Annotated in this window: 17 protein-coding genes; 12 read left to right on the top strand and 5 right to left on the bottom strand. The window is 72.9% G+C overall.

The window, feature by feature from the left end:
• Positions 1–81: 81 nt before the first annotated feature.
• Together FCN18_RS13875 and FCN18_RS13870 are read left to right on the top strand one after the other, a co-directional pair.
• A complete protein-coding gene (locus FCN18_RS13875; RefSeq protein WP_137095300.1) occupies positions 82–1,269 on the top strand; it encodes an ROK family transcriptional regulator in 1,188 nt (395 codons plus the stop codon).
• A 76-nt stretch (positions 1,270–1,345) separates the two neighbouring features.
• A complete protein-coding gene (locus FCN18_RS13870; RefSeq protein WP_113641482.1) occupies positions 1,346–1,729 on the top strand; it encodes a TIGR03618 family F420-dependent PPOX class oxidoreductase in 384 nt (127 codons plus the stop codon).
• A gap of 15 nt (positions 1,730–1,744) precedes the next feature.
• On the opposite strand, the gene FCN18_RS13865 is transcribed toward FCN18_RS13870, so the two are convergent.
• Positions 1,745–2,452, bottom strand: a complete 708-nt coding sequence (locus tag FCN18_RS13865; RefSeq protein ID WP_112268945.1) for an MBL fold metallo-hydrolase — start codon at positions 2,450–2,452, stop codon at positions 1,745–1,747.
• A gap of 33 nt (positions 2,453–2,485) precedes the next feature.
• On the opposite strand from FCN18_RS13865, the gene FCN18_RS13860 reads away from it, so the two are divergent.
• From FCN18_RS13860 to FCN18_RS13850, 3 genes are all read left to right on the top strand, one after another.
• Positions 2,486–3,298, top strand: a complete 813-nt coding sequence (locus FCN18_RS13860; RefSeq protein ID WP_112268943.1) for a class I SAM-dependent methyltransferase — start codon at positions 2,486–2,488, stop codon at positions 3,296–3,298.
• Between the two features lie 74 nt (positions 3,299–3,372).
• Positions 3,373–3,792: a hypothetical protein gene (locus FCN18_RS13855; protein ID WP_112268942.1), complete on the top strand. Its 420-nt coding sequence runs from the start codon at positions 3,373–3,375 to the stop codon at positions 3,790–3,792.
• Between the two features lie 23 nt (positions 3,793–3,815).
• Entirely contained in the window at positions 3,816–4,559 is a 744-nt protein-coding gene (locus tag FCN18_RS13850; RefSeq protein ID WP_113641412.1) for an SDR family NAD(P)-dependent oxidoreductase, read from the top strand.
• Positions 4,560–4,700: 141 nt separating this feature from the next.
• On the opposite strand, the gene FCN18_RS13845 is transcribed toward FCN18_RS13850, so the two are convergent.
• Both FCN18_RS13845 and FCN18_RS13840 read right to left on the bottom strand, forming a co-directional pair.
• Positions 4,701–6,278 carry an FAD-dependent monooxygenase gene (locus FCN18_RS13845; RefSeq protein WP_228713937.1) on the bottom strand — a complete coding sequence of 526 codons (1,578 nt, stop codon included), beginning with the start codon at positions 6,276–6,278 and terminating at the stop codon, positions 4,701–4,703.
• Positions 6,278–7,240 (bottom strand): MBL fold metallo-hydrolase, encoded by a 963-nt coding sequence (locus tag FCN18_RS13840; RefSeq protein ID WP_113641410.1) that lies wholly within the window; start codon positions 7,238–7,240, stop codon positions 6,278–6,280. Before FCN18_RS13840 ends, FCN18_RS13845 begins: the two co-directional genes overlap by 1 nt.
• A gap of 90 nt (positions 7,241–7,330) precedes the next feature.
• Between FCN18_RS13840 and FCN18_RS13835 the strand changes: the two genes are divergently transcribed.
• Positions 7,331–7,870 (top strand): MarR family winged helix-turn-helix transcriptional regulator, encoded by a 540-nt coding sequence (locus FCN18_RS13835; protein WP_112268934.1) that lies wholly within the window; start codon positions 7,331–7,333, stop codon positions 7,868–7,870.
• 8 nt (positions 7,871–7,878) lie between these two features.
• Here FCN18_RS13835 and FCN18_RS39075 read toward each other — a convergent pair whose 3' ends face one another.
• Positions 7,879–9,093, bottom strand: a complete 1,215-nt coding sequence (locus tag FCN18_RS39075; RefSeq protein WP_158303099.1) for a DUF6923 family protein — start codon at positions 9,091–9,093, stop codon at positions 7,879–7,881.
• A gap of 4 nt (positions 9,094–9,097) precedes the next feature.
• Positions 9,098–9,865, bottom strand: coding sequence for a bestrophin-like domain (locus FCN18_RS13825; RefSeq protein WP_113641409.1), 768 nt, complete (start codon positions 9,863–9,865; stop codon positions 9,098–9,100).
• A 527-nt stretch (positions 9,866–10,392) separates the two neighbouring features.
• Between FCN18_RS13825 and FCN18_RS13820 the strand changes: the two genes are divergently transcribed.
• From FCN18_RS13820 to FCN18_RS13795, 6 genes are all read left to right on the top strand, one after another.
• The gene (locus FCN18_RS13820; RefSeq protein WP_137095298.1) at positions 10,393–11,802 is read left to right on the top strand and encodes a family 2B encapsulin nanocompartment shell protein; all 1,410 of its coding nucleotides are present in this window, start codon (positions 10,393–10,395) and stop codon (positions 11,800–11,802) included.
• A gap of 26 nt (positions 11,803–11,828) precedes the next feature.
• Complete coding sequence (locus FCN18_RS13815) at positions 11,829–13,223, top strand: family 2B encapsulin nanocompartment shell protein (protein ID WP_228713935.1); 1,395 nt, start codon at positions 11,829–11,831, stop codon at positions 13,221–13,223.
• A gap of 6 nt (positions 13,224–13,229) precedes the next feature.
• Complete coding sequence (locus FCN18_RS13810; RefSeq protein ID WP_137095296.1) at positions 13,230–14,264, top strand: family 2 encapsulin nanocompartment cargo protein polyprenyl transferase; 1,035 nt, start codon at positions 13,230–13,232, stop codon at positions 14,262–14,264.
• Positions 14,265–14,304: 40 nt separating this feature from the next.
• Positions 14,305–15,594 (top strand): 4-hydroxy-3-methylbut-2-enyl diphosphate reductase, encoded by a 1,290-nt coding sequence (gene ispH / locus FCN18_RS13805; RefSeq protein WP_137095294.1) that lies wholly within the window; start codon positions 14,305–14,307, stop codon positions 15,592–15,594.
• 86 nt (positions 15,595–15,680) lie between these two features.
• Positions 15,681–16,073, top strand: coding sequence for a pyridoxamine 5'-phosphate oxidase family protein (locus FCN18_RS13800; RefSeq protein ID WP_112268932.1), 393 nt, complete (start codon positions 15,681–15,683; stop codon positions 16,071–16,073).
• A gap of 83 nt (positions 16,074–16,156) precedes the next feature.
• Positions 16,157–17,788, top strand: coding sequence for a sensor histidine kinase (locus FCN18_RS13795; RefSeq protein ID WP_137095292.1), 1,632 nt, complete (start codon positions 16,157–16,159; stop codon positions 17,786–17,788).
• Position 17,789 lies beyond the last annotated feature (1 nt).

The following is a 17,789-nucleotide window of genomic DNA, read 5'->3' as shown; positions in this document are numbered from 1 at the left end:
TAGTTTGGCGACTGAACTTATCGATCGGCGCGTCGCGAGGTCAAGGATTTCGTTCAGCGGGTGAACGATTATGCTCAGCCGATGCCACAGCCCGCAGGCCAGCACACCGTTCGCAGGCACAACTGCGCCCTCGTGCTCGGCGCCATCGCGGAGTCGCCCGGGCTGTCCCGGGCCGGTGTCGCCGCGCGCACCGGGCTCACCAAGGCCACCGTGTCCACCCTTGTCGACCGCCTCGCCGCCGCCTCGCTTGTCCGGGAGCAGGGCCCGCAGCACCGCGCAGGGCCGGGCAGGCGCGGCACCTCCCTGTCGCTGTCGCCGGAGGGCCCGCACGGGCTGGGGGTCGAGATCGCCGTCGACTACGTCGCTACGTGCCTGGTCGACCTCACCGGCGAGGTCCGCTGGTCCACGATCTCCCCCTCGGCCAACCGGGACCAGCCCACCAGCCGCGTCCTGACCCGCGCGGCCAAGGCCGTGCGCACCGCACTGGAGGAGTCAGGCAGGCGGGGCGTTGCCGTCGGCGGCGTCGGGGTCGCCGTGCCCGGTCTCGTCGAGGCCTCCACCGGGCTGGTGCGCCGCGCGCCGAACCTCGGCTGGCAGGACGTCGACGTGCCCGCCGAGCTGCGCCGCCGCACCGGGCTGGAGGCGGAGGTGCTGGTCGGCAACGAGGCCAACCTCGCCGCGCTCGCCGAGCTGAGGGCGGGCGGCCACGACGGATTGCGCGACTTCGTGCACGTCTCCGGCGAGATCGGCATCGGCGCCGGAATCGTCCTGAACGGTGAGCTCTACGACGGCACGCGCGGCTTCGGCGGCGAGCTCGGCCACTTCCCGGTGAGCTCACGCGGTCCGCTGTGCTCGTGCGGGGCGAAGGGCTGTCTCGAACGGCTAGCCGGGCAGGACGCGATCCTCGACCGCGCGGGCGCCACCGATCTCGGCACGCTGCTGAGCAGGCTGGAGGACGGCGACCGCAAGGCCGTCGCGGCGGTCCGGGCGGCGGCGCGCCCGCTCGGCTCGGCGCTGTCGGCCGTGCTCAACCTGCTCGACGTGCCCGCCGTCGTGCTCGGCGGCACCTACGCGCGGCTGTTCCCGTGGCTGGGCGAACCTCTGCGCACCGAGCTGAGCGGCCGGGTGCTGAGCGCGCCGTGGCAGCCGATCGGCGTGCTGCGCTCCCCGCTCGGCACCGAGGCCGCCGTGCGTGGCGCCGCGACGGCGGCCGTCCACACGATCGTCGCCGACCCCGAAACGTTCATCACCGCCGGTGTCCTCCCATAGGCTCCCGCACCACCAGCCCGGTGGGCAGCACGGTCGACGGGGCAGCTGCTCCTCCCCCGCCAGTACGCTGACCGCCATGCCGAGTGACGAGCTGATCGAGTTCTGGCGGGAGCGCCACCTGGGCACGCTCACGACCCTGCGCGCGGACGGCAGCCCGCACGTCGTGCCGGTGGGCGTGACCGTGGACGAGGCGCTCGAGGTCGCCAGGGTGATCTGCTCCCGAGGCAGCGTGAAGGCCCGCAACGTGCGGACGGCGGGAGCCGGCGGGGCGCGTGTCGCGGTCACCCAGGTCGACGGCAGGCGCTGGTCGACGCTCGAGGGCAGGGCCGTGGTGCGCGACGACCCTGAGTCGGTGCGGGACGCCGAGGCCCGCTACGCCGCGCGCTACCGAACCCCGCGGGTCAACCCGCAGCGGGTGGTCATCGAGATCACCATCGAACGCCGCCTCGGGCTGCGCTGAGCGTGAGCGCCCGGCTCAGCCGAACATCGCGCGCCACTGCTCCAGCGAGCTCGCACGGAACACGAAGTTGTCGCGCCGCACGTCAGACAGCGGCGCCGAGGGCTCGGCCGAGTACAGGTGCCCCGGGTAGACCACCGGGTCGCCGCTGAGGCCGGCGAGCCATTGCAGGCTGCGGAACATCGCGTCGGAGTCACCGCCGGGGAAGTCGGTCCGCCCGCAGCCCTCGAGGAAGAGCGTGTCGCCCGCGACGAGCCGCCCGCCGACGAGGAAGCACTGGCTGCCGGGTGTGTGGCCCGGCGTGTGCAGCAGCCGGATGCCGATCGCACCGACGTCGACCTGGTCGTCGTGGTCGTGCGCCACGAGGTCCGTGCCCGAGACACCGGTGGTGCGCCGCACCCACTCCGACTCGGCCCCGCTGACGTGCACCGGCACCTGCTCCTTCGCGAGCAGCTCGGCCAGCCCTGGCAGCGAGAAGCCCATGAGGTCGCCGCCGACGTGGTCGGGGTGGTGGTGGGTGACGAGCACGCCTGTGAGCCGCATGCCGTCGGCCGCGAGGACGCCGAGGAGGTCGTCGATCGCGTAGGCCGGGTCGACCACCACGGCCTCGCCGGTCTCGCGGTCGCCGATCAGGTAGGCGAAGTTGCGCATCTGCGTGGCGACGCGGTCGCCGACGGCGAAGTCGCGCCCCGCGAGCAGCTGACGGAAGTAGAGCCGGTCGGACATGGGCCGATCGTAGACGGCCTAGAGTGTCGCTCGATGAACGCGACCCGGCACTGGCGTGAGCAGCTGCAGGCGTGGCGGATCCCGGAGGAGATCCTCGCGCAGGCCGAGGACTCGCCGTGGGTGCTGCCCCGGCACGTCTTCTCCCGGCGGGCCGACGTGCTCGTGGCGGAGCCGGAGGGCGCGTCGTTCCCGGCGGCGTGGCGGGCGCTCGACCCGCCCGGCACCGTGCTCGACGTCGGCGCCGGAGCGGGCGCGGCGAGCCTGCCGCTGGCGGCGCGCAGCACGCTGATCACCGCGGTCGACCAGGACGAGGGGCTGCTCGCGGAGTTCCGCCGTCGCGCGGACGCGCTCGGGGTGGCCGCGCGTGAGGTCCAGGGCGGCTGGCCCGAGGTCGCGACCGGGGTACCACCCGCCGACGTCGTGGTGTGCCACCACGTGCTCTACAACGTCCCGGACATCGTCCCGTTCCTCACGGCGCTCACCGCACACGCGCGCAGGCTCGTGGTGGTGGAGCTGGCCGAGGCGCACCCGCTGACCTCGCTCAACGAGCTGTGGCTGCGGTTCCACGGCATCGTCCGCCCCGAGGGACCCACCGCCGGGGACGCCGTGGCGGTGCTCCGCGAACTGGGGATCGAGCCCGGGGTGTCGCGCTGGCGGCGAGGGCGGTCGGCCTCGGCGGGGCATCCCGACATGGCGACGCTCGCCGACGTCACACGGCGCCGGCTGTGCCTGCCCCGGTCCCGGCAGGAGGAGGTGGCCGAGGCGCTGCGCGAGGCGGGTGTGACGAGTGAGCACGACCTCGGCTCGTCCGGCGACGACATCGTCACCCTCACGTGGACTCCTTGACACGCCACGGATGGATCGGCCGCGGCGGATGCGACAATCCGTGAGCCTGGCCTCCGAGCGAAGGGAGCGCGCGAGTGGTGCGCGCGGTTCTCGCCGTCCTGATCGCCGTCGCCGTACTGGCGACCGGCGTGGCGAGCACGGCGTTCGCGCCGGCCGGGCGACAGCCCGCGGCCGCGCCGAAGCGCGCCCCACAGGCGCATGAGATCCGGATCATGGTGTCGGGACCCGACGACACGCTCATGCGCGTCGCGCGCGGCGCGTCCTGGACGCAGGTCGCGTTGCGCGGCAAGCCGTTCGACCACTCGTTCACCGAACCCGCGGGCGGCGACGGCTACCTCGGCATCCGGGTGGCGGCGGCCAGCGCACGCCCGGACGGCACACCGGTGCGGTGCGCGATCCGCGTGGACGGCGTCGTGGTGTCCGAGAAGTCGGCCGTTGAGCGTGACGAAAGCGGGCTCGCCCAGGTCCTGTGCACCATCCCGAGGCCCATCTAGCACCGTCTAGCACACTGCACGGCATGAGCGGAACGATTGTCGTCCTCGGCGGGCGAAGTGAGATCGGCCTCGCGGTGGCCACCAGGCTCGCGGCACAGGGCGCACGGGACTTCGTGCTTGCGGCGCGGCGCAGCGCCGATCTCGACGCCGAGGAGGCGGCGTTGCGGGAGGCGGGCGCCACCACGGTGACCCGCGTCGAGTTCGACGCCGACGACGTCGCCCGGCACGAGGAGGTGCTCGGCGCGATCATGACCGGGCACGGTCCGGTCGAGACCGTGGTGACGGCCTTCGGCATCCTGGGCGACCAGAGCAAGGCCGAGGCGGACGCGGGCCACGCGCTGGCGATCGTGCACACCGACTACACGGCGCACGTGAGCGTGCTGACGCACCTGGCGAACCTGCTGCGCGCGCAGGGCAGCGGCAACCTCGTGGTGTTCTCCTCCGTGGCCGGCATGCGCGTGCGCCGGGCCAACTACGTCTACGGCTCCGCCAAGGCTGGGCTCGACGGGTTCGCGAGCGGCCTGGCCGACGCGCTGCACGGCAGCGGCGTGCGCCTGCTGCTCGTGCGGCCGGGGTTCGTCATCGGGCGGATGACCGAGGGCATGTCGCCCGCGCCGTTCTCGTCCACGCCCGCGCAGGTGGCCGACGCGACGGTCGCCGCCCTGCGCAAGGGCCGCGACGTCGTGTGGGTGCCGGGGATCCTGCGCCTGGCGTTCGGCGTGCTGCGGCTGCTCCCCCGTCCGCTCTGGCGCCGCCTCCCCAGGTGACTCCGTCCGCAGTGAAGGCCACCTTCACTGCGTTCAATCGACACAGCTTCACTGCGTTCAATCGACACAGCGGCGCGCAGCGTCTCCGTTTGGGTGGCGGGGGGAGACGGGTGGGCGCAGGCAAGGTGGCCTTCACTGCGGTCAGCCGAGAGCTCGGTGCAGGGCGGGTTCCACCGCGGCGGGGTCGGTGAGCACGGCGGCGACGTGGGCGTCCGGGCGGATCACCCACACCTCGCCCTCCCCGGCTCCGAACGCGTCGGCGAGCGCGCCCGTGTGGTCGATCGCCGCCAGTTCGAGCACGCGCACGGGCGCGGCGCACGACTTGGCGGCGGCGGCCGCCGCCGCCAAGTCCGCACCGGGCGTGGTGAGCAACAGCAGGCCGTCGCGGGCGAGCTCCCGGAACCGGGTGTCACGCCCCTCGACCCGGACCGGACCGTCGGGCACGATCGTGCCCGGCCCCGCCGGGGGCACCGTGCCGCGCGGCGGCCTGCCCAGGAACGGCCTGCCGGGGCACGGCGTGGTCAGCGGCGAGTCGGCGTACCAGAACGGTTCCGCCAGCCTGCCGGAGTCCACTTCGGACCACGCGGCCCTTTCGGTGACGGCCCGGTCGAGCACCGCCCGCCGGTGCGCGTGTTGCTCTTCGTCCTGCGGCACCAGGAACCGCATCGTGGCGCTGGTGACGTCCAGGTTCTCCAGCGCCGCCGCGTGCCGTTCCGCGTGGTAGGAGTCCAGCAGCGACTCCGGCGCCCAGCCGCGCAGCACGAACGCCAGCTTCCACGCGGCGTTCTCCGCGTCGGCGACCCCGGAGTTGAGCCCGCGCGCCCCGAACGGAGCCACCAGGTGCGCGCAGTCCCCGGCGAGCAGCACCCGTCCGCATCGCATCCGGTCGGTGACCCGCGAGTGGAACCGGTACACCGACTTCCACACGATCTCGTAGTCCCGGTCGCCGATGATGGCCCGGATGCGCCGGTCGAGCCTGCCGTCGGCCTCCTCGGCGGCGAGGTCGTAGTCGCCGGGAACCTGCCAGTCGATGCGGAACGTCGAGCCGGGGCACGGGTGGATGAGCACCTGCCGCCCGGGATTCCACTGTGGATCGAAGTAGAACCGCCGCTCGGTGCTCCAGCCAGGCAGCTCGGTGCGGATGTCGCAGATGAGGAACCGGTCGTCGAAGGAGTGCCCTTCGAACGTGACGCCGAGCAGTGCCCGGACGTCCTCGCCGCGGGCGCCCGCGCACGCGAGCACGTAGGAGGCACGCAGGCTCGCCCCGTTCGCGCACCGCACGTCGACGCCGCCTTCGTTCTGCTCGAGGCCGGTGACGTCATGGCTCCAGCGCACGTCGATCAGCGGCTCGGCGGCGATGCGCTCGTCGAGGATCTGCTCGGTGCGCGCCTGCGAGACGTTGACGAACGGAGGGAAGCACGAGCTGCCGTGGTCGGGCAGCGTGTAGGCGAACAGCTCGCGGTCGCGGTAGAACGTGCGGGCCGTGGTCCACGTGACACCCTCGGCGGCGATGCGCCTGCCCGCGCCGACCGTCTCCCACACGTCCAGCACGTCCCGCTGCTGGCAGATCGCCTTCGACCCGATGGGGTCGCGTTCCGGACGGCGGTCCAGCAGCACGACCGGGACGCCCCAGCGGGCGAGCAGCAGCGCGGCGGTCTGCCCGACGGGACCGTTCCCGACGACGATGACGGGGTCGGCTGAGCCGATGGTGCTCATCATCAGCCCTGCAGCTGGTCCCAGACCTCGCGGTCGCGCTCAGCGGTCCAGATGACCGGGCGCTCGACCCCGGAGAGCTCGTCCCACAGCCGCGACACGTCGAAGGGCAGGCAGTGCTCGAAGATCGGCCACCGGCCGTAGCGCTCGTGCAGTGCCGCGTGGGCGTTCTCGAACGCCTCCTTGAGCGTGCCGCCGCGCGCGTGCACGGCGCCCACCTCGTCGATCATCACCCGCAGGAAGTGCCGGGTCTGCTCGATCGCCTCGTCCACGGCCTCGCGGCCCCGGCTCACCGCGCCGCGCCCGCCGATCAGCGCCTCCGCGCCGAACTCCTTGACCCGGTCGAGGGTGCCGCCCACCCAGTCGCGATGGAAGGCGTCGCCCGTGTAGAGCGCCGCCTGCGCCTCGACGAGGTCGCCCGCGAACAGGATCCTATGCTTCGGCAGCCAGCCCACGATGTCGCCCTCGGTGTGCCCGCGCCCGCAGTACTGCAGCACGAGGTCGCCGCGGTCGCCGCCGAGCTCGATGGTGAGCCGGTCGGAGAAGGTCAGCGTCGGCCAGGTCAGCCCCGGCACGGAATCGGCCTGCTTGGCGAGCCTCGGCATGCGGCCGAACTCGCTCTCCCAGTCCTCCTTGCCGCGTTCGGCGACGAGCGCGCGGGTGTTCTCGTGCGCCACGATCACCTCGGCGTCGAAGGCGGAGGCCCCGAGCACGCGCACGGCGTGGTAGTGCGAGAGCACGAGGTAGCGCACCGGCTTGTCGGTGTGCTCGCGCAGCTTCGCGAGCCACTCGCCGGCGGCGACGGGCGTGGCCATCGCCTCGAAGCAGACGAGGAAGTCCTCGCCCTCGATCGCTCCCACGTTGGGGTCGCCCTCGGCGGTGAGCGCGTAGACGCCGTCGGCGAGGACCTCGAGCGTCTGCTCCTTCTCCCCCAGGTCCGCCGACGACGCGAAAGCCTTCTGGGACACGGAGCCCCTCCTTTGATCAAAGCTTTGATTATCTGTCCCGGGAAGCGTAACGCCGTTGTCCGCGAAAGGGAAGGGGCTAGCCTGAACGCCATGACCGCGCACCCCGCCGAGCCCGACGAGCTCGACTTCCTGTCGTTCGTGGACTTCGCGGTGGCCAGGACGACCAGCGAGCTCGGCGCCGTGGATCCCGAGGCGATGCGGCTCGTGCTCACGCTGCACCGGCTGACCAGCGCGCTCGTCTACGACCTCGAGTCCGCGGTGCACCGGCCCCGTGGACTGAGCTGGCCCGGCTTCCGGGTGCTGTTCGTGCTGTGGCTCGCGGGGCCGCTGGAGTCCAAGCGAGTCGCGCAGCTGTCGGGGATGAGCCGGGCCGCGGTGTCCGCCCTGGTGAACACGTTGGAGAAGGGCGGGCTCGTTGAGCGGCGCCAGGCCGAGCACGACCGCCGCGCGGTGCTGCTCAGCCTCACCGAGGCCGGGCACGACACGATCACCAAGGACTACCAGGCCCACAACGAGCGTGAGCAGGCGTGGGCCAGCACGCTCAGCCCCGAGGAGCGAACGACCCTGATCGGCCTGCTGCACAAGCTGATGACCGGGTCCGCCGCGGCGGACGCCAAACGCCGTTTCTGACGGCGGGCTCAGCGGCGTCGCATGCTCCTGGCCGCGGCTCCCGCGCCGAACGCGATCAACAGCATCGTCAGTGCCCAGCGCCGCTTCTTCTCCGTCGGCGTCAGCTCGTCCGTCCGTCCCTGTTCCTCCGGCGGCGGTGGCGGCGCCGCGGCGGGCGGTGGCGCCGGTTCCGGAGGCCGGGGCGGTGGTGGCGGCGGCGCGGGTTCCGGCGGCCGGGGCGGTGACGGTTGGGGCGGCGGCTGGGGCGCCTCCGGCGATGGTGGCGGCCGCTCCGGGGTCGGGGCCGGTGGAGCGGGAAGGCGTGAGGGCGGCGTCGGCTCCGAGGTCGGAGCCGACGGGGCCGGGGGCGGTGGAGGCGGTGGCGGGGCCGGTCGCGGCGTGGTGGACGGGGGCGCCGGGTCCGGCTCGGGGATCGCGAGGCACGCCGTCGCGTCCGACCCACGCAGCGCCGGCCCGTCCGACAGCTCGATGACCTCCCCGGCGCCGTCCAGCGGGACGCGGTACAGCCTGCTGCGGCCACCGGCCACGTTCGCCGTCGCGTAGAGCGCGCCGTCGGGACCGAACGCCACGGCGCCGTACGCGGTGCTCGGCGGCAGCGCTGGCCCCGGCACCACGGACGCGGTGCCGCTGCCCGGGTCGATCCGCACCACGGGGCTGCGCGGGTAGTCCGCCGCGACCCCGTACAGCAGGCCCGTGCGCGGATCGACGTCGATGTCGTCGACCGCGCCGGAGAGGCCCTCCGGGGTCAACGGCACCGCCTCGGTCACGCGGAGGTAGTCCGGGCCGGCCGGATCGATGGCCACTGTGTACAGAACTTCGTCGTCGAGCAGGAACCACCGGTTCCCGCTGACCGCGGCCGCGGTCGGCCGCACCAGCCCGCCGCCCCTCGGCTCGTCCGGCAGCTCCCCGGCGACCGTGAGGTCACCGACGCGGTCGAACGTCACAACGTGAATCCCGGAGACACCGTAGGCCAGTTCCTGCTCGCGGGAGTAGCCGACGGCGTTGACCCGGTCGTCCAGCACGCCGATCGGCGTGAGCTCCCCGCCGGGCAGGCCCACGCGGCTCAGTCGCGAGTGACCTGCGGCCCAGCCGGTCTCGACGCGCAGGATCGAGCACGCGAACGCCTGCCCCGGCCGCGCGGGCCCGGCATTGAGAATCAACACCAGCAACACCAGCAACACCAGCGGCAGCGCCGGCAGCGCAGGCGACCACCGGGTGCGCACGCCCTCAGCCCAGCCGCTCGCGCGCGAGCTCGAACGCGTCCGGCCCGAGCTTCGCGTCGTCGCCGAAGGGGTTCTGCAGCTGGTAGATCGCGAACAGCAGCAGCATGATCATGCCGGCGAGCGTGGTCACGAGGATCATGTGCGTCCACAGCCGGGTACCTCCGAACAAGTTCGACAGCACCACCGTGATGAAGCTGCCGAGCGCCAGCACGAACCACACGACCGGCCCGAGCCCGCGGTCTGCCGACTCGGCGACCCTCGCCTCCCGTTGCTCGTAGAGCGTCACCAGCTGCGTCTGCGCCTCGGCCTTGCGCCCGGACTCCCACTCGTCGCCGGTGTCGATGCGGGCGTCGGCGATCGCGACGCGCATCCGGTCGAGTTGTGTCCACCCCGGACCGGTCACCTCCTGTTCCGCCTGCAGCTGCGGCCATTCCCGTTCGATCACCGTCTCCGCGTACTCGCGACTGAGCCGGAGCACCTCGGAGCGGGCCGGTTCGGGCAGCGCGTCGGCCGCCCACGCCGTGGCCACCAAGCTGTGCGCCTCACTGCTCGCGCCGTCACCGGCCTGCGTGACGCCGTCGAAAAGGGAGATCAGCACGAAGGACACGAGCACCGCCTGTAGCCCGCCGACGATCGTGAACACCTGCCCGGCCGCCTCATTGTTGTCCGGACGCCCCTCGTCGAGCCCGACCCGGCGCACCAGGAAAGCGATTCCCGCGCCCAGCGCCACGGCGCCGGCAACCCACAGCAGACCGGTCACGTAGACATTCAACGGGAATTTCCTTCCGCATCGGAAAGCGATATCCGCAGGTTAATGACAGCCGTCGGCGAGCACAAGGAGAAAATGGGAATACTCGTAAGGTGATGGACCGGTGCCGCCGAACCGGCGACGCACGCGGCGGCATCGGGCCCGAACGGGGCACACCGGCGGCCGCCCTCACCCGGGGTGACAAGTCCGCGCCCAAACCCTTTTGGAGCAACGGAATTACGGAGAGTCCACCGAGTCCCCACCGGCCGGCGCAGCCTCCCGGCATCCGGGGAGCACGACACGCCGCGCCTGCACCTGCGGCTCTACCCTGCCCAGTACCGCAAGCCTGCGAATCGAGTGAGAATTGCCCTCAATTCGAATTGATTCATTCGTGGCGGCGGGCATCGGCACCTTCGGGCGACTGTACGGTCGTCGCCGACCGCTGCTAGTGTCCATTCCATCGGCATTCGCCCCAGATATTCACGCCGGTTGCGGACCTGTCCTTGCCGCAGCCTTTCTCGAAAAAGCACACAGAAATGGTGGTGTGAATTGTGACGGTGACAGACCCCGGGACAGGCACCGAGCAGCAGAACCCGCTGAGCCTCGGCACGGCGGCGGCGCGCAACCTGGCGACCACGACCAAGACCCAGCCGCAGATGCAGAGCATCTCCTCGCGCTGGCTGATCCGCCTCCTGCCGTGGGTCCAGGCCTCCGGCGGCACCTACCGCGTCAACCGGCGGCTCACGTGCGTGGTCGGCAACAAGCGGGTGACCTTCACCGGCTCGGACACCGACCTGCGCGTGGTCCCGCCCGAGCTGCGGGAGTTCGCCGTGCTGCGCGAGTTCCCCGACACCGCGGTGCTCGACGCGCTCGCCGACCGGTTCGAGCAGCGCGAATACCAGCCGGGGGACGTGCTCGCCGAGTTCGGCGACCGTGCGGACGAGGTGGTGCTGATCGCACACGGCAAGGTGAACAAGATCGGCCCCGGCGAGTACGGCGACCACGTGGTGCTCGACGTGCTCGCCGGCGGCGAGTACCTCGGCGACGAGAGCCTGGCCGAACCGGACGCGCTGTGGGAGTACACGGCCAAGGCGGTCACCAGGTGCACGGCACTCGTGCTACCGCACCGGGCTTTCGAGGAGGTCCTCCAACGCTCGCCCGAGCTGCGCGCGCACGTGGACCAGGTGCGCAGCAGCCCGCAGGCCGCGGCCAACGACCACGGCGAGGCGGCAGTGGAGGTCACGTCCGGACACGAGGGCGAGGTCGCGCTGACCGGGACGTTCGTCGACTACGAGCTGCACCCGCGCGAATACGAGCTGAGCGTCGCTCAGACCGTGCTGCGCATGCACACGCGCGTCTCCGACCTCTACAACCAGCCGATGAGCCAGCTGGAGCAGCAGCTGCGGCTCACCATCGAGGCACTGCGCGAGCGCCAGGAGAACGAGCTGGTCAACAACCCCGGCTTCGGGCTGCTGCACAACGCCGACCTCGGCATGCGCAAGCCGACCCGGAACGGGCCGCCGACGCCCGACGACCTCGACGACCTGCTCGCGCTGGTCTGGAAGGAGCCCTCGTTCTTCCTCGCGCACCCGCGCGCGATCGCCGCGTTCGGCAGGGAGTGCAGCCGCCGGGGCATCTATCCGTCCAGTGTGGACGTCGGCGGGCACAGCGTGCCGGCGTGGCGCGGCGTGCCGATCTTCCCGTGCAACAAGATCCCGGTGAGCCGCACGCGCACCAGCTCCATCATGCTCATGCGCACCGGCGAGGAGCGGCAGGGCGTCGTCGGGCTGCACCAGACCGGCATCCCCGACGAGTACCAGCCCGGGCTCTCAGTGCGGTTCATGGGCATCAACGACAAGGCCATCACGTCCTATCTCGTCACGGCCTACTACTCGGCGGCCGTGCTGGTGCCCGACGCGCTCGGCGTCCTCGACGACGCCGAGCTCGGCAGGGAGAGCTGACCACACCGATCCCAGGAGGTTTTCCGGTGACCGTCACCGAAGAGGCCGTCGAGACCGCACCGAGGCAGAGCCTCGCCCCCGACGCCGCGCGCAACCTCGCCACCACCACGAAGACCGTCCCCCAGATGCAGGGCGTCTCGCCCCGCTGGCTGTTGCGCGTGCTGCCGTGGGTCGAGGCCTCCGGCGGCGCGTACCGGGTCAACCGGCGGCTCACCTACGCGCTCGGCGACGGCAGGGTCACGTGCGTCAACACCGGCTCCGAGGTGTCGGTGATCGCGGCCGAGCTGCGGGAACTGCCGCCGCTGCGCGGCTTCACCGACGAGGAGGTGCTCACCGCGCTGGCCGGCCGGTTCGAGCAACGCGAGTACGAGCCCGGCGAGGTGATCGTCGAGTTCGGACACGCGGCCGGCGAGGTCGTGGTGCTCGCCCACGGCAAGGTGAACAAGATCGGCACTGGCGAGTACGGCGGTGACACCGTGCTCGACGTGCTGGGCGACGGCCGGTTCGTCGGCGAGCAGGTGCTGCTCGACGCGCACGCGATCTGGGACTTCACCGTCAAGGCCGTCACCCCGTGCACGGTGCTGACCCTGCCGAGGCGGGCCGTCGAGGAGATCGCGGACGGCGCCGGCGGCCTGCGGGCCCACCTCGACGGGGTGCGGGCGGAGGTGCGGCCCGCCCACAACAAGCAGGGTGAGGCGGCCATCGAGCTGGCCTCTGGGCACACCGGCGAATCCGCGGTGCCCGGCACGTTCGCCGACTACGAGACCACGCCGCGCGAGTACGAGCTGACCGTGGCACAGACCGTGCTGCGCGTCCACAGCCGCGTCGCCGACCTCTACAACCAGCCGATGAACCAGCTGGAGCAGCAGCTGCGGCTCACCATCGAGGCACTGCGCGAGCGCCAGGAGAACGACCTGGTCAACAATCCGGACTTCGGGCTGCTGCACAACGCCGATCTTCGCCAGCGCCTCTACACCCGCACCGGCCCGCCGACCCCGGACGACCTGGACGAGCTGCTCAGCAGGCGCCGCAAGTCGGAGTTCTTCCTCGCCCACCCCCGCACCATCGCGGCGTTCGGCCGGGAGTGCACCCGGCTCGGCGTCTACCCGCAGACGGTGCAGGTGGAGTCGGCGACCGCGGTCGCATGGCGGGGCGTGCCGATCCTGCCGTGCGACAAGATCCCCATCTCCCGCACGGGCACCAGCTCGATCATCGTCATGCGCACCGGCGCCGACGAGCAGGGCGTGGTTGGACTGCACCAGACCGGCATCCCCGACGAGTACCGGCCCGGGCTCTCGGTGAGGTTCATGGGCATCGACGACCGGGCGATCCTCTCCTACCTCGTCAGCGCTTACTACTCGGCGGCGATCCTCGTCCCCGACGCGCTCGGCGTGCTGGAGAACGTCGAGATCGGACGGTGAGCGGAGATGTCCACAACCGAAGCGGCGCCGGGAATCCGTTCGGCGAAAGAGGTTCTCGGCTACGCGAAGTCCATCGTGGACCCCGCGTTGCGAACCGTGCTCGGCGGGCTGCCAGGGCCGATGCGCCACATCGGCGGCTACCACCTCGGCTGGTGGGACGAGCACGGCAGCGACACCGGCGGCTCCGGCGGCAAGGCGCTGCGTCCGGCGCTGGTGCTGCTGGCCGCGGAGGCCGTCGGCGGCAGGGCGGGCCGAGCCGTGCCCGGCGCGGTCGCCGTGGAGCTGGTGCACAACTTCTCACTGCTGCACGACGACGTGATGGACGGCGATGTGACCCGCAGGCACCGGGCCACGGCGTGGAGCGTCTTCGGCGCCGGTCCGGCGATCCTGGCCGGTGACTCGCTGCTGGCGCTCGCCTTCGACGCGCTCACCGAGGGCGGCGCGGGCGCCACCGCCGTGCGGACGCTGCACGCGGCCGTGCAGGACCTGATGGACGGCCAGCACGCGGACCTGGAGTTCGAGCGGCGCACCGACGTCACCCTGCCCGAGTGCGTCCGCATGGCCGAACGGAAGACGGGCGCGCTGGTGGGCTGCGCGTGCGCGCTCGGCGCGCTCGCCGGCGGGGCGGGTCCCGAGCAGGTCCTGCTGCTGCGCCGCTTCGGTGAGCGGCTCGGCCTCGCGTTCCAGCTGGTCGACGACCTGCTGGGGATCTGGGGCACGGAGTCGGTCACCGGCAAGCCGGCCTTCTCGGACCTGCGCAACCACAAGAAGTCCCTGCCGGTGGTGGCCGCGCTGACCTCTGGCACCCCGGCCGGCCGCGAGCTGGCCCGCCTCTACCTGCGCGAGGAACCGCTGGAAGGTGACGACCTGACCCGTGCGGCCGAGCTCATCGCCACCGCGGGCGGGCGGGGCTGGACCCAAGCCCGTGCCGACGCCCTGCTGGAGCAGGCCTGGCGCGACCTGACCTCCGCGGGCGTCGTGCCGAGGGCGACGGCCGAGCTCGGCGCGCTCGCCCGGCTCGTGACCCGCCGCGACCACTGAGCCCGCACCGACCGCGCACGACAGCAAGGAGCACGACGCGATGCCGTTCACCGCAGCGCAAAGCATCATGGCCGCGAACCGGCCAGGGCGCCCCGGCGCCGACGGGGTGCTCGTCGCCGACGAGCTGCTCACCCCTGGAGCCCCGCCGATCCCCTGCCCCGCCGCCGTCCTGCTCGCGGGTGAGCTGCGCCGCCGGGGCGTGCCACCGGTGCGCGGCAGGCTCCGGGCCGACAGCGCGCCCGGCCGCGGCGACAACGGGCTCACGCTGTGCGCCGTCCTGCCGGGGCGGGACGGCCCCTCGGGGCTGGGCCTGGCCGCGGCGGGCCAGGACGACGGCGTGCCGCCGGACGTGGTCACGGCGGCGGGCTCGGCGATGGCGTCGTGCCTGTCCGCCGCCGGGCCCCGCACGGTGCTACTGGCCTCGCCGCGCTCGTTCTGCGCCGGGGTGGAGCGGGCGATCGAGATCGTCGAGAGAGTGCTCGACCAGCGCGGCGCGCCGGTGTACGTGCGCAAGCAGATCGTGCACAACAGCCACGTCGTGCGCGGGCTGGAGCAACGGGGCGCGGTCTTCGTCGACGAGCTCGACGCGGTGCCCGACGGCGCGACGGTGGTGTTCTCCGCCCACGGCGTGTCCCCCGCCGTCCACGCTCAGGCCGCGCACAAGGGCCTCGACGTCATCGACGCGACGTGCCCGCTCGTGACGAAGGTGCACGCGGAGGCCCGCCGGTTCGCCGCCAGGGGGGACACGGTGGTGCTCATCGGGCACGAGGGGCACGAGGAGGTGGAGGGCACGCTCGGCGAGGCGCCCGCCCGCACGGTGCTGGTCCAGAACGCCGACGAGGTCGCGGGGCTGGAAGTGGAGGACCCGGAGCGGGTGTCGTACCTGACGCAGACGACGCTCGCCGTCGACGAGACGGCCGAGGTCGTCGACGCACTGCGGGAGCGCTTCCCCGCGCTGCGGGGCCCGGTGTCCGACGACATCTGCTACGCCACCACCAACCGCCAGCACGCCCTGTCCGCCATCGCCGGGGAGTCCGACCTGGTGCTGGTGGTCGGCTCCGGCAACTCCTCGAACTCGGCGCGGCTGGTGGAGCTGGCGCGCCGAGCCGGCACCGAGGCGCACCTCGTCGACGACGCCGGGGACATCGAGGCGGGCTGGCTCGCCGGGGCGGGCGTGGTGGGACTGACGGCGGGCGCCTCGGCGCCGCCCCGGCTGGTCTCGGCCGTGATCGCGGCGCTCGGCGGGCTCGGGCCCGTGACCGTCACCGAACGCGAGATCACCAGGGAGACCGTCCATTTCGCCCTCCCGTCGGCCGTCGCCCGTCGCTGACAAACCAGCGGGTCCAACGGCCCTACCGGAGCGGGCACGCGCGCAGCACCGTGAGTCGTGATCTTCGACCACAGGGGCTGTGCGTGATGCTGGACTCGTTCGGTCTCGAGGTGCTCCATCGCGACGAGTGCATCACGCTGCTCGGCGCGGTACACCTCGGGCGCGTGGTGTTCACCAGCCGGGGGCTGCCCGCCGTGCAGCCCGTGCGGTTCGCGGTGCGCGGTGAGGCCGTGCTGTGCGGCGCTCCCGTCGGCAGCGCCCTGTTCGCCGCCGCGAACGACAGCGTCCTCGCCTTCGAGGCCGAGGCCTTCTCCCCCGACCTCACCAGCGGCTGGTTCGTCACGGTGCTGGGCAGGGCGGGCGAACTGCGCGACGAGTACGTGGAAGCGGGCCTGCCGGAGCTGAGCTGGCGGCCCGGCCCCGACGACCGGCATCTGCGCATCCCGGTCGAGGTCATCTCGGGGCGCAGGCTCGGCTGACCCGGCGTTTTTCCCGGTTCCGGGCGGGCGCGGGCGCGCCTAGACTCGGGCGAGCACCTGCGCCGGCCGAGTTGGGGGGCGTCGTGAGCGAAGCCAGCGTCCGCCGCCTGCTCGCCGCGGTCACGACCGTCGGCGGCGACCTCAGCGCGCCCGAGGTCCTGCGCAGGCTCGTGCGCTCGGCGGTCGAGCTCACCGGCGCAGACCACGGCGCGTTCGTCGCGCACGGCGCCGAGCACGGGCTTCCCCCGCTCGTCGCCGAGGGCGGGGACGACCCGCCGCGCGACCGGCTGAGGGACGGCCTCGGCCGGTTGCTCGACGAGCGGCCGGGCCCTCGGCGGCTGACCGACGTGCGCGAACACCCCGTCGGCCCCGCGCTGGCGCCGCTGCGCTCCCTGCTCGTCGTGCCCGTGCGGGGCAGGGGCACCGTGTTCGGGCACGTGTGCCTCGGCGACGAGCGCGCGAGCCGCTTCGGCCAGGACGACGAGGACTCCGTCGGCGTGCTCGCCGCGGCCGCGGCCACGGCGCTGCGCCACGCCGCGCGGCTCGAGCGCACCGCTCTGCGCTCGCGCTGGCTGGAGGCCGCCCACGAGGTGACGACCGCGCTGCTCAGCGGTGAGGACCCCTCGGCGGCCCTGCACCTCATCGCCGAACGCGCCCGCGAGGTGTCCGGGGCGTCGGTCGGGGCGATCGCCCGCCCGAGCTCCGGCGACGAGGTCCGGCTGGTGTTCGACATCGTGGAGACCACCGACTCGACGGCCGAGCGCGTGACCGGCCTGTCCGTCTCAGCGCACGGCACGGCTACCGGCGAGGCGTTCAGCACGGGAAAGCCGGTGGTCGTGCGCGACTACGGCCGCAGGGCCGCCGACTACCAGCGGGACTCGGCGGGCGTGCGCGTGCCGCCCCCGGTGGCCGATCTCGACTCGGCCGTGGCCGTCCCGCTCACCGTGGGCTCCGCGACACTCGGCGTGCTGCTCGTCGCCAAGGTCAACGACAAGGTCCCCTTCTCCGACGAGGACGTGCGGCTCGTGCAGACCTTCGCCGGCCAGGCCGCGCTGGCCCTGGAGTTCGCCAGGGCCGGCGAGGACCGGCAGCGGCTCGCCGTGTTCGAGGACCGCGAGCGCATCGCGCACGATCTGCACGACCTGGTGATCCAGCGGCTGTTCGCGATCGGGCTCGGGCTGGAGGCGCTCGGCAGGCTGACCACCGACCCGAGGACGTCCGGGCAGGTCAGCGGCTTCGTCACCGACCTCGACCGGACCATCCGCGACATCCGCAACAGCATCTTCTCGCTCCAGGAGCCTGCGGAGGCGCCGGGCAGCCTGCGCTCGGAGCTGCTGCGGGTAGCGCTGGACCACGCGCCCGCGCTGGGCTTCGAGCCGAGGATCGGCTTCGAGGGCCCGCTCGACACCGCGGTGCCCGAGGTCGTACGGCCCGACCTGCTGGCGGCGCTTCGCGAGGGGCTGGCCAACGCCGCCCGGCACGCGCGGGCCACGTCCGTCGCCGTCGAGGTGTCGGTGGACCGTTCGGGCCACACGGTCACGCTCACCGTCACCGACGACGGCGCCGGCGTGCCTGAGGACCTGCCGCCGCGCGACGGGCTGCGGGAGCTCGCCGGGCGCGCGGCCCGCTGGAGCGGCACGTCGTCGGTGCGCCCGGCCCCCGGGCGTGGTACCAAGCTGGAATGGACGGCCCGCCTGCCGCGGTCAGGAGAGTGAG

It is taken from the genome of Prauserella endophytica, assembly GCF_005146945.1.
GTDB classification, from domain to species: Bacteria; Actinomycetota; Actinomycetes; order Mycobacteriales; family Pseudonocardiaceae; genus Prauserella_A; species Prauserella_A endophytica.
Note: the sequence above shows the minus strand (reverse complement) of the source record. Positions and strands in the feature narration are given on the sequence as shown.

Coding starts and splice junctions, on each gene's coding strand:
- FCN18_RS13875 (WP_137095300.1), top strand. CDS start 82: ATGCCACAGCCCGCAGGCCAGCACACCGTTCGCAGGCACAACTGCGCC.
- FCN18_RS13870 (WP_113641482.1), top strand. CDS start 1,346: ATGCCGAGTGACGAGCTGATCGAGTTCTGGCGGGAGCGCCACCTGGGC.
- FCN18_RS13865 (WP_112268945.1), bottom strand. CDS start 2,452: ATGTCCGACCGGCTCTACTTCCGTCAGCTGCTCGCGGGGCGCGACTTC.
- FCN18_RS13860 (WP_112268943.1), top strand. CDS start 2,486: ATGAACGCGACCCGGCACTGGCGTGAGCAGCTGCAGGCGTGGCGGATC.
- FCN18_RS13850 (WP_113641412.1), top strand. CDS start 3,816: ATGAGCGGAACGATTGTCGTCCTCGGCGGGCGAAGTGAGATCGGCCTC.
- FCN18_RS13845 (WP_228713937.1), bottom strand. CDS start 6,278: ATGATGAGCACCATCGGCTCAGCCGACCCCGTCATCGTCGTCGGGAAC.
- FCN18_RS13835 (WP_112268934.1), top strand. CDS start 7,331: ATGACCGCGCACCCCGCCGAGCCCGACGAGCTCGACTTCCTGTCGTTC.
- FCN18_RS13810 (WP_137095296.1), top strand. CDS start 13,230: ATGTCCACAACCGAAGCGGCGCCGGGAATCCGTTCGGCGAAAGAGGTT.
- ispH (WP_137095294.1), top strand. CDS start 14,305: ATGCCGTTCACCGCAGCGCAAAGCATCATGGCCGCGAACCGGCCAGGG.
- FCN18_RS13800 (WP_112268932.1), top strand. CDS start 15,681: ATGCTGGACTCGTTCGGTCTCGAGGTGCTCCATCGCGACGAGTGCATC.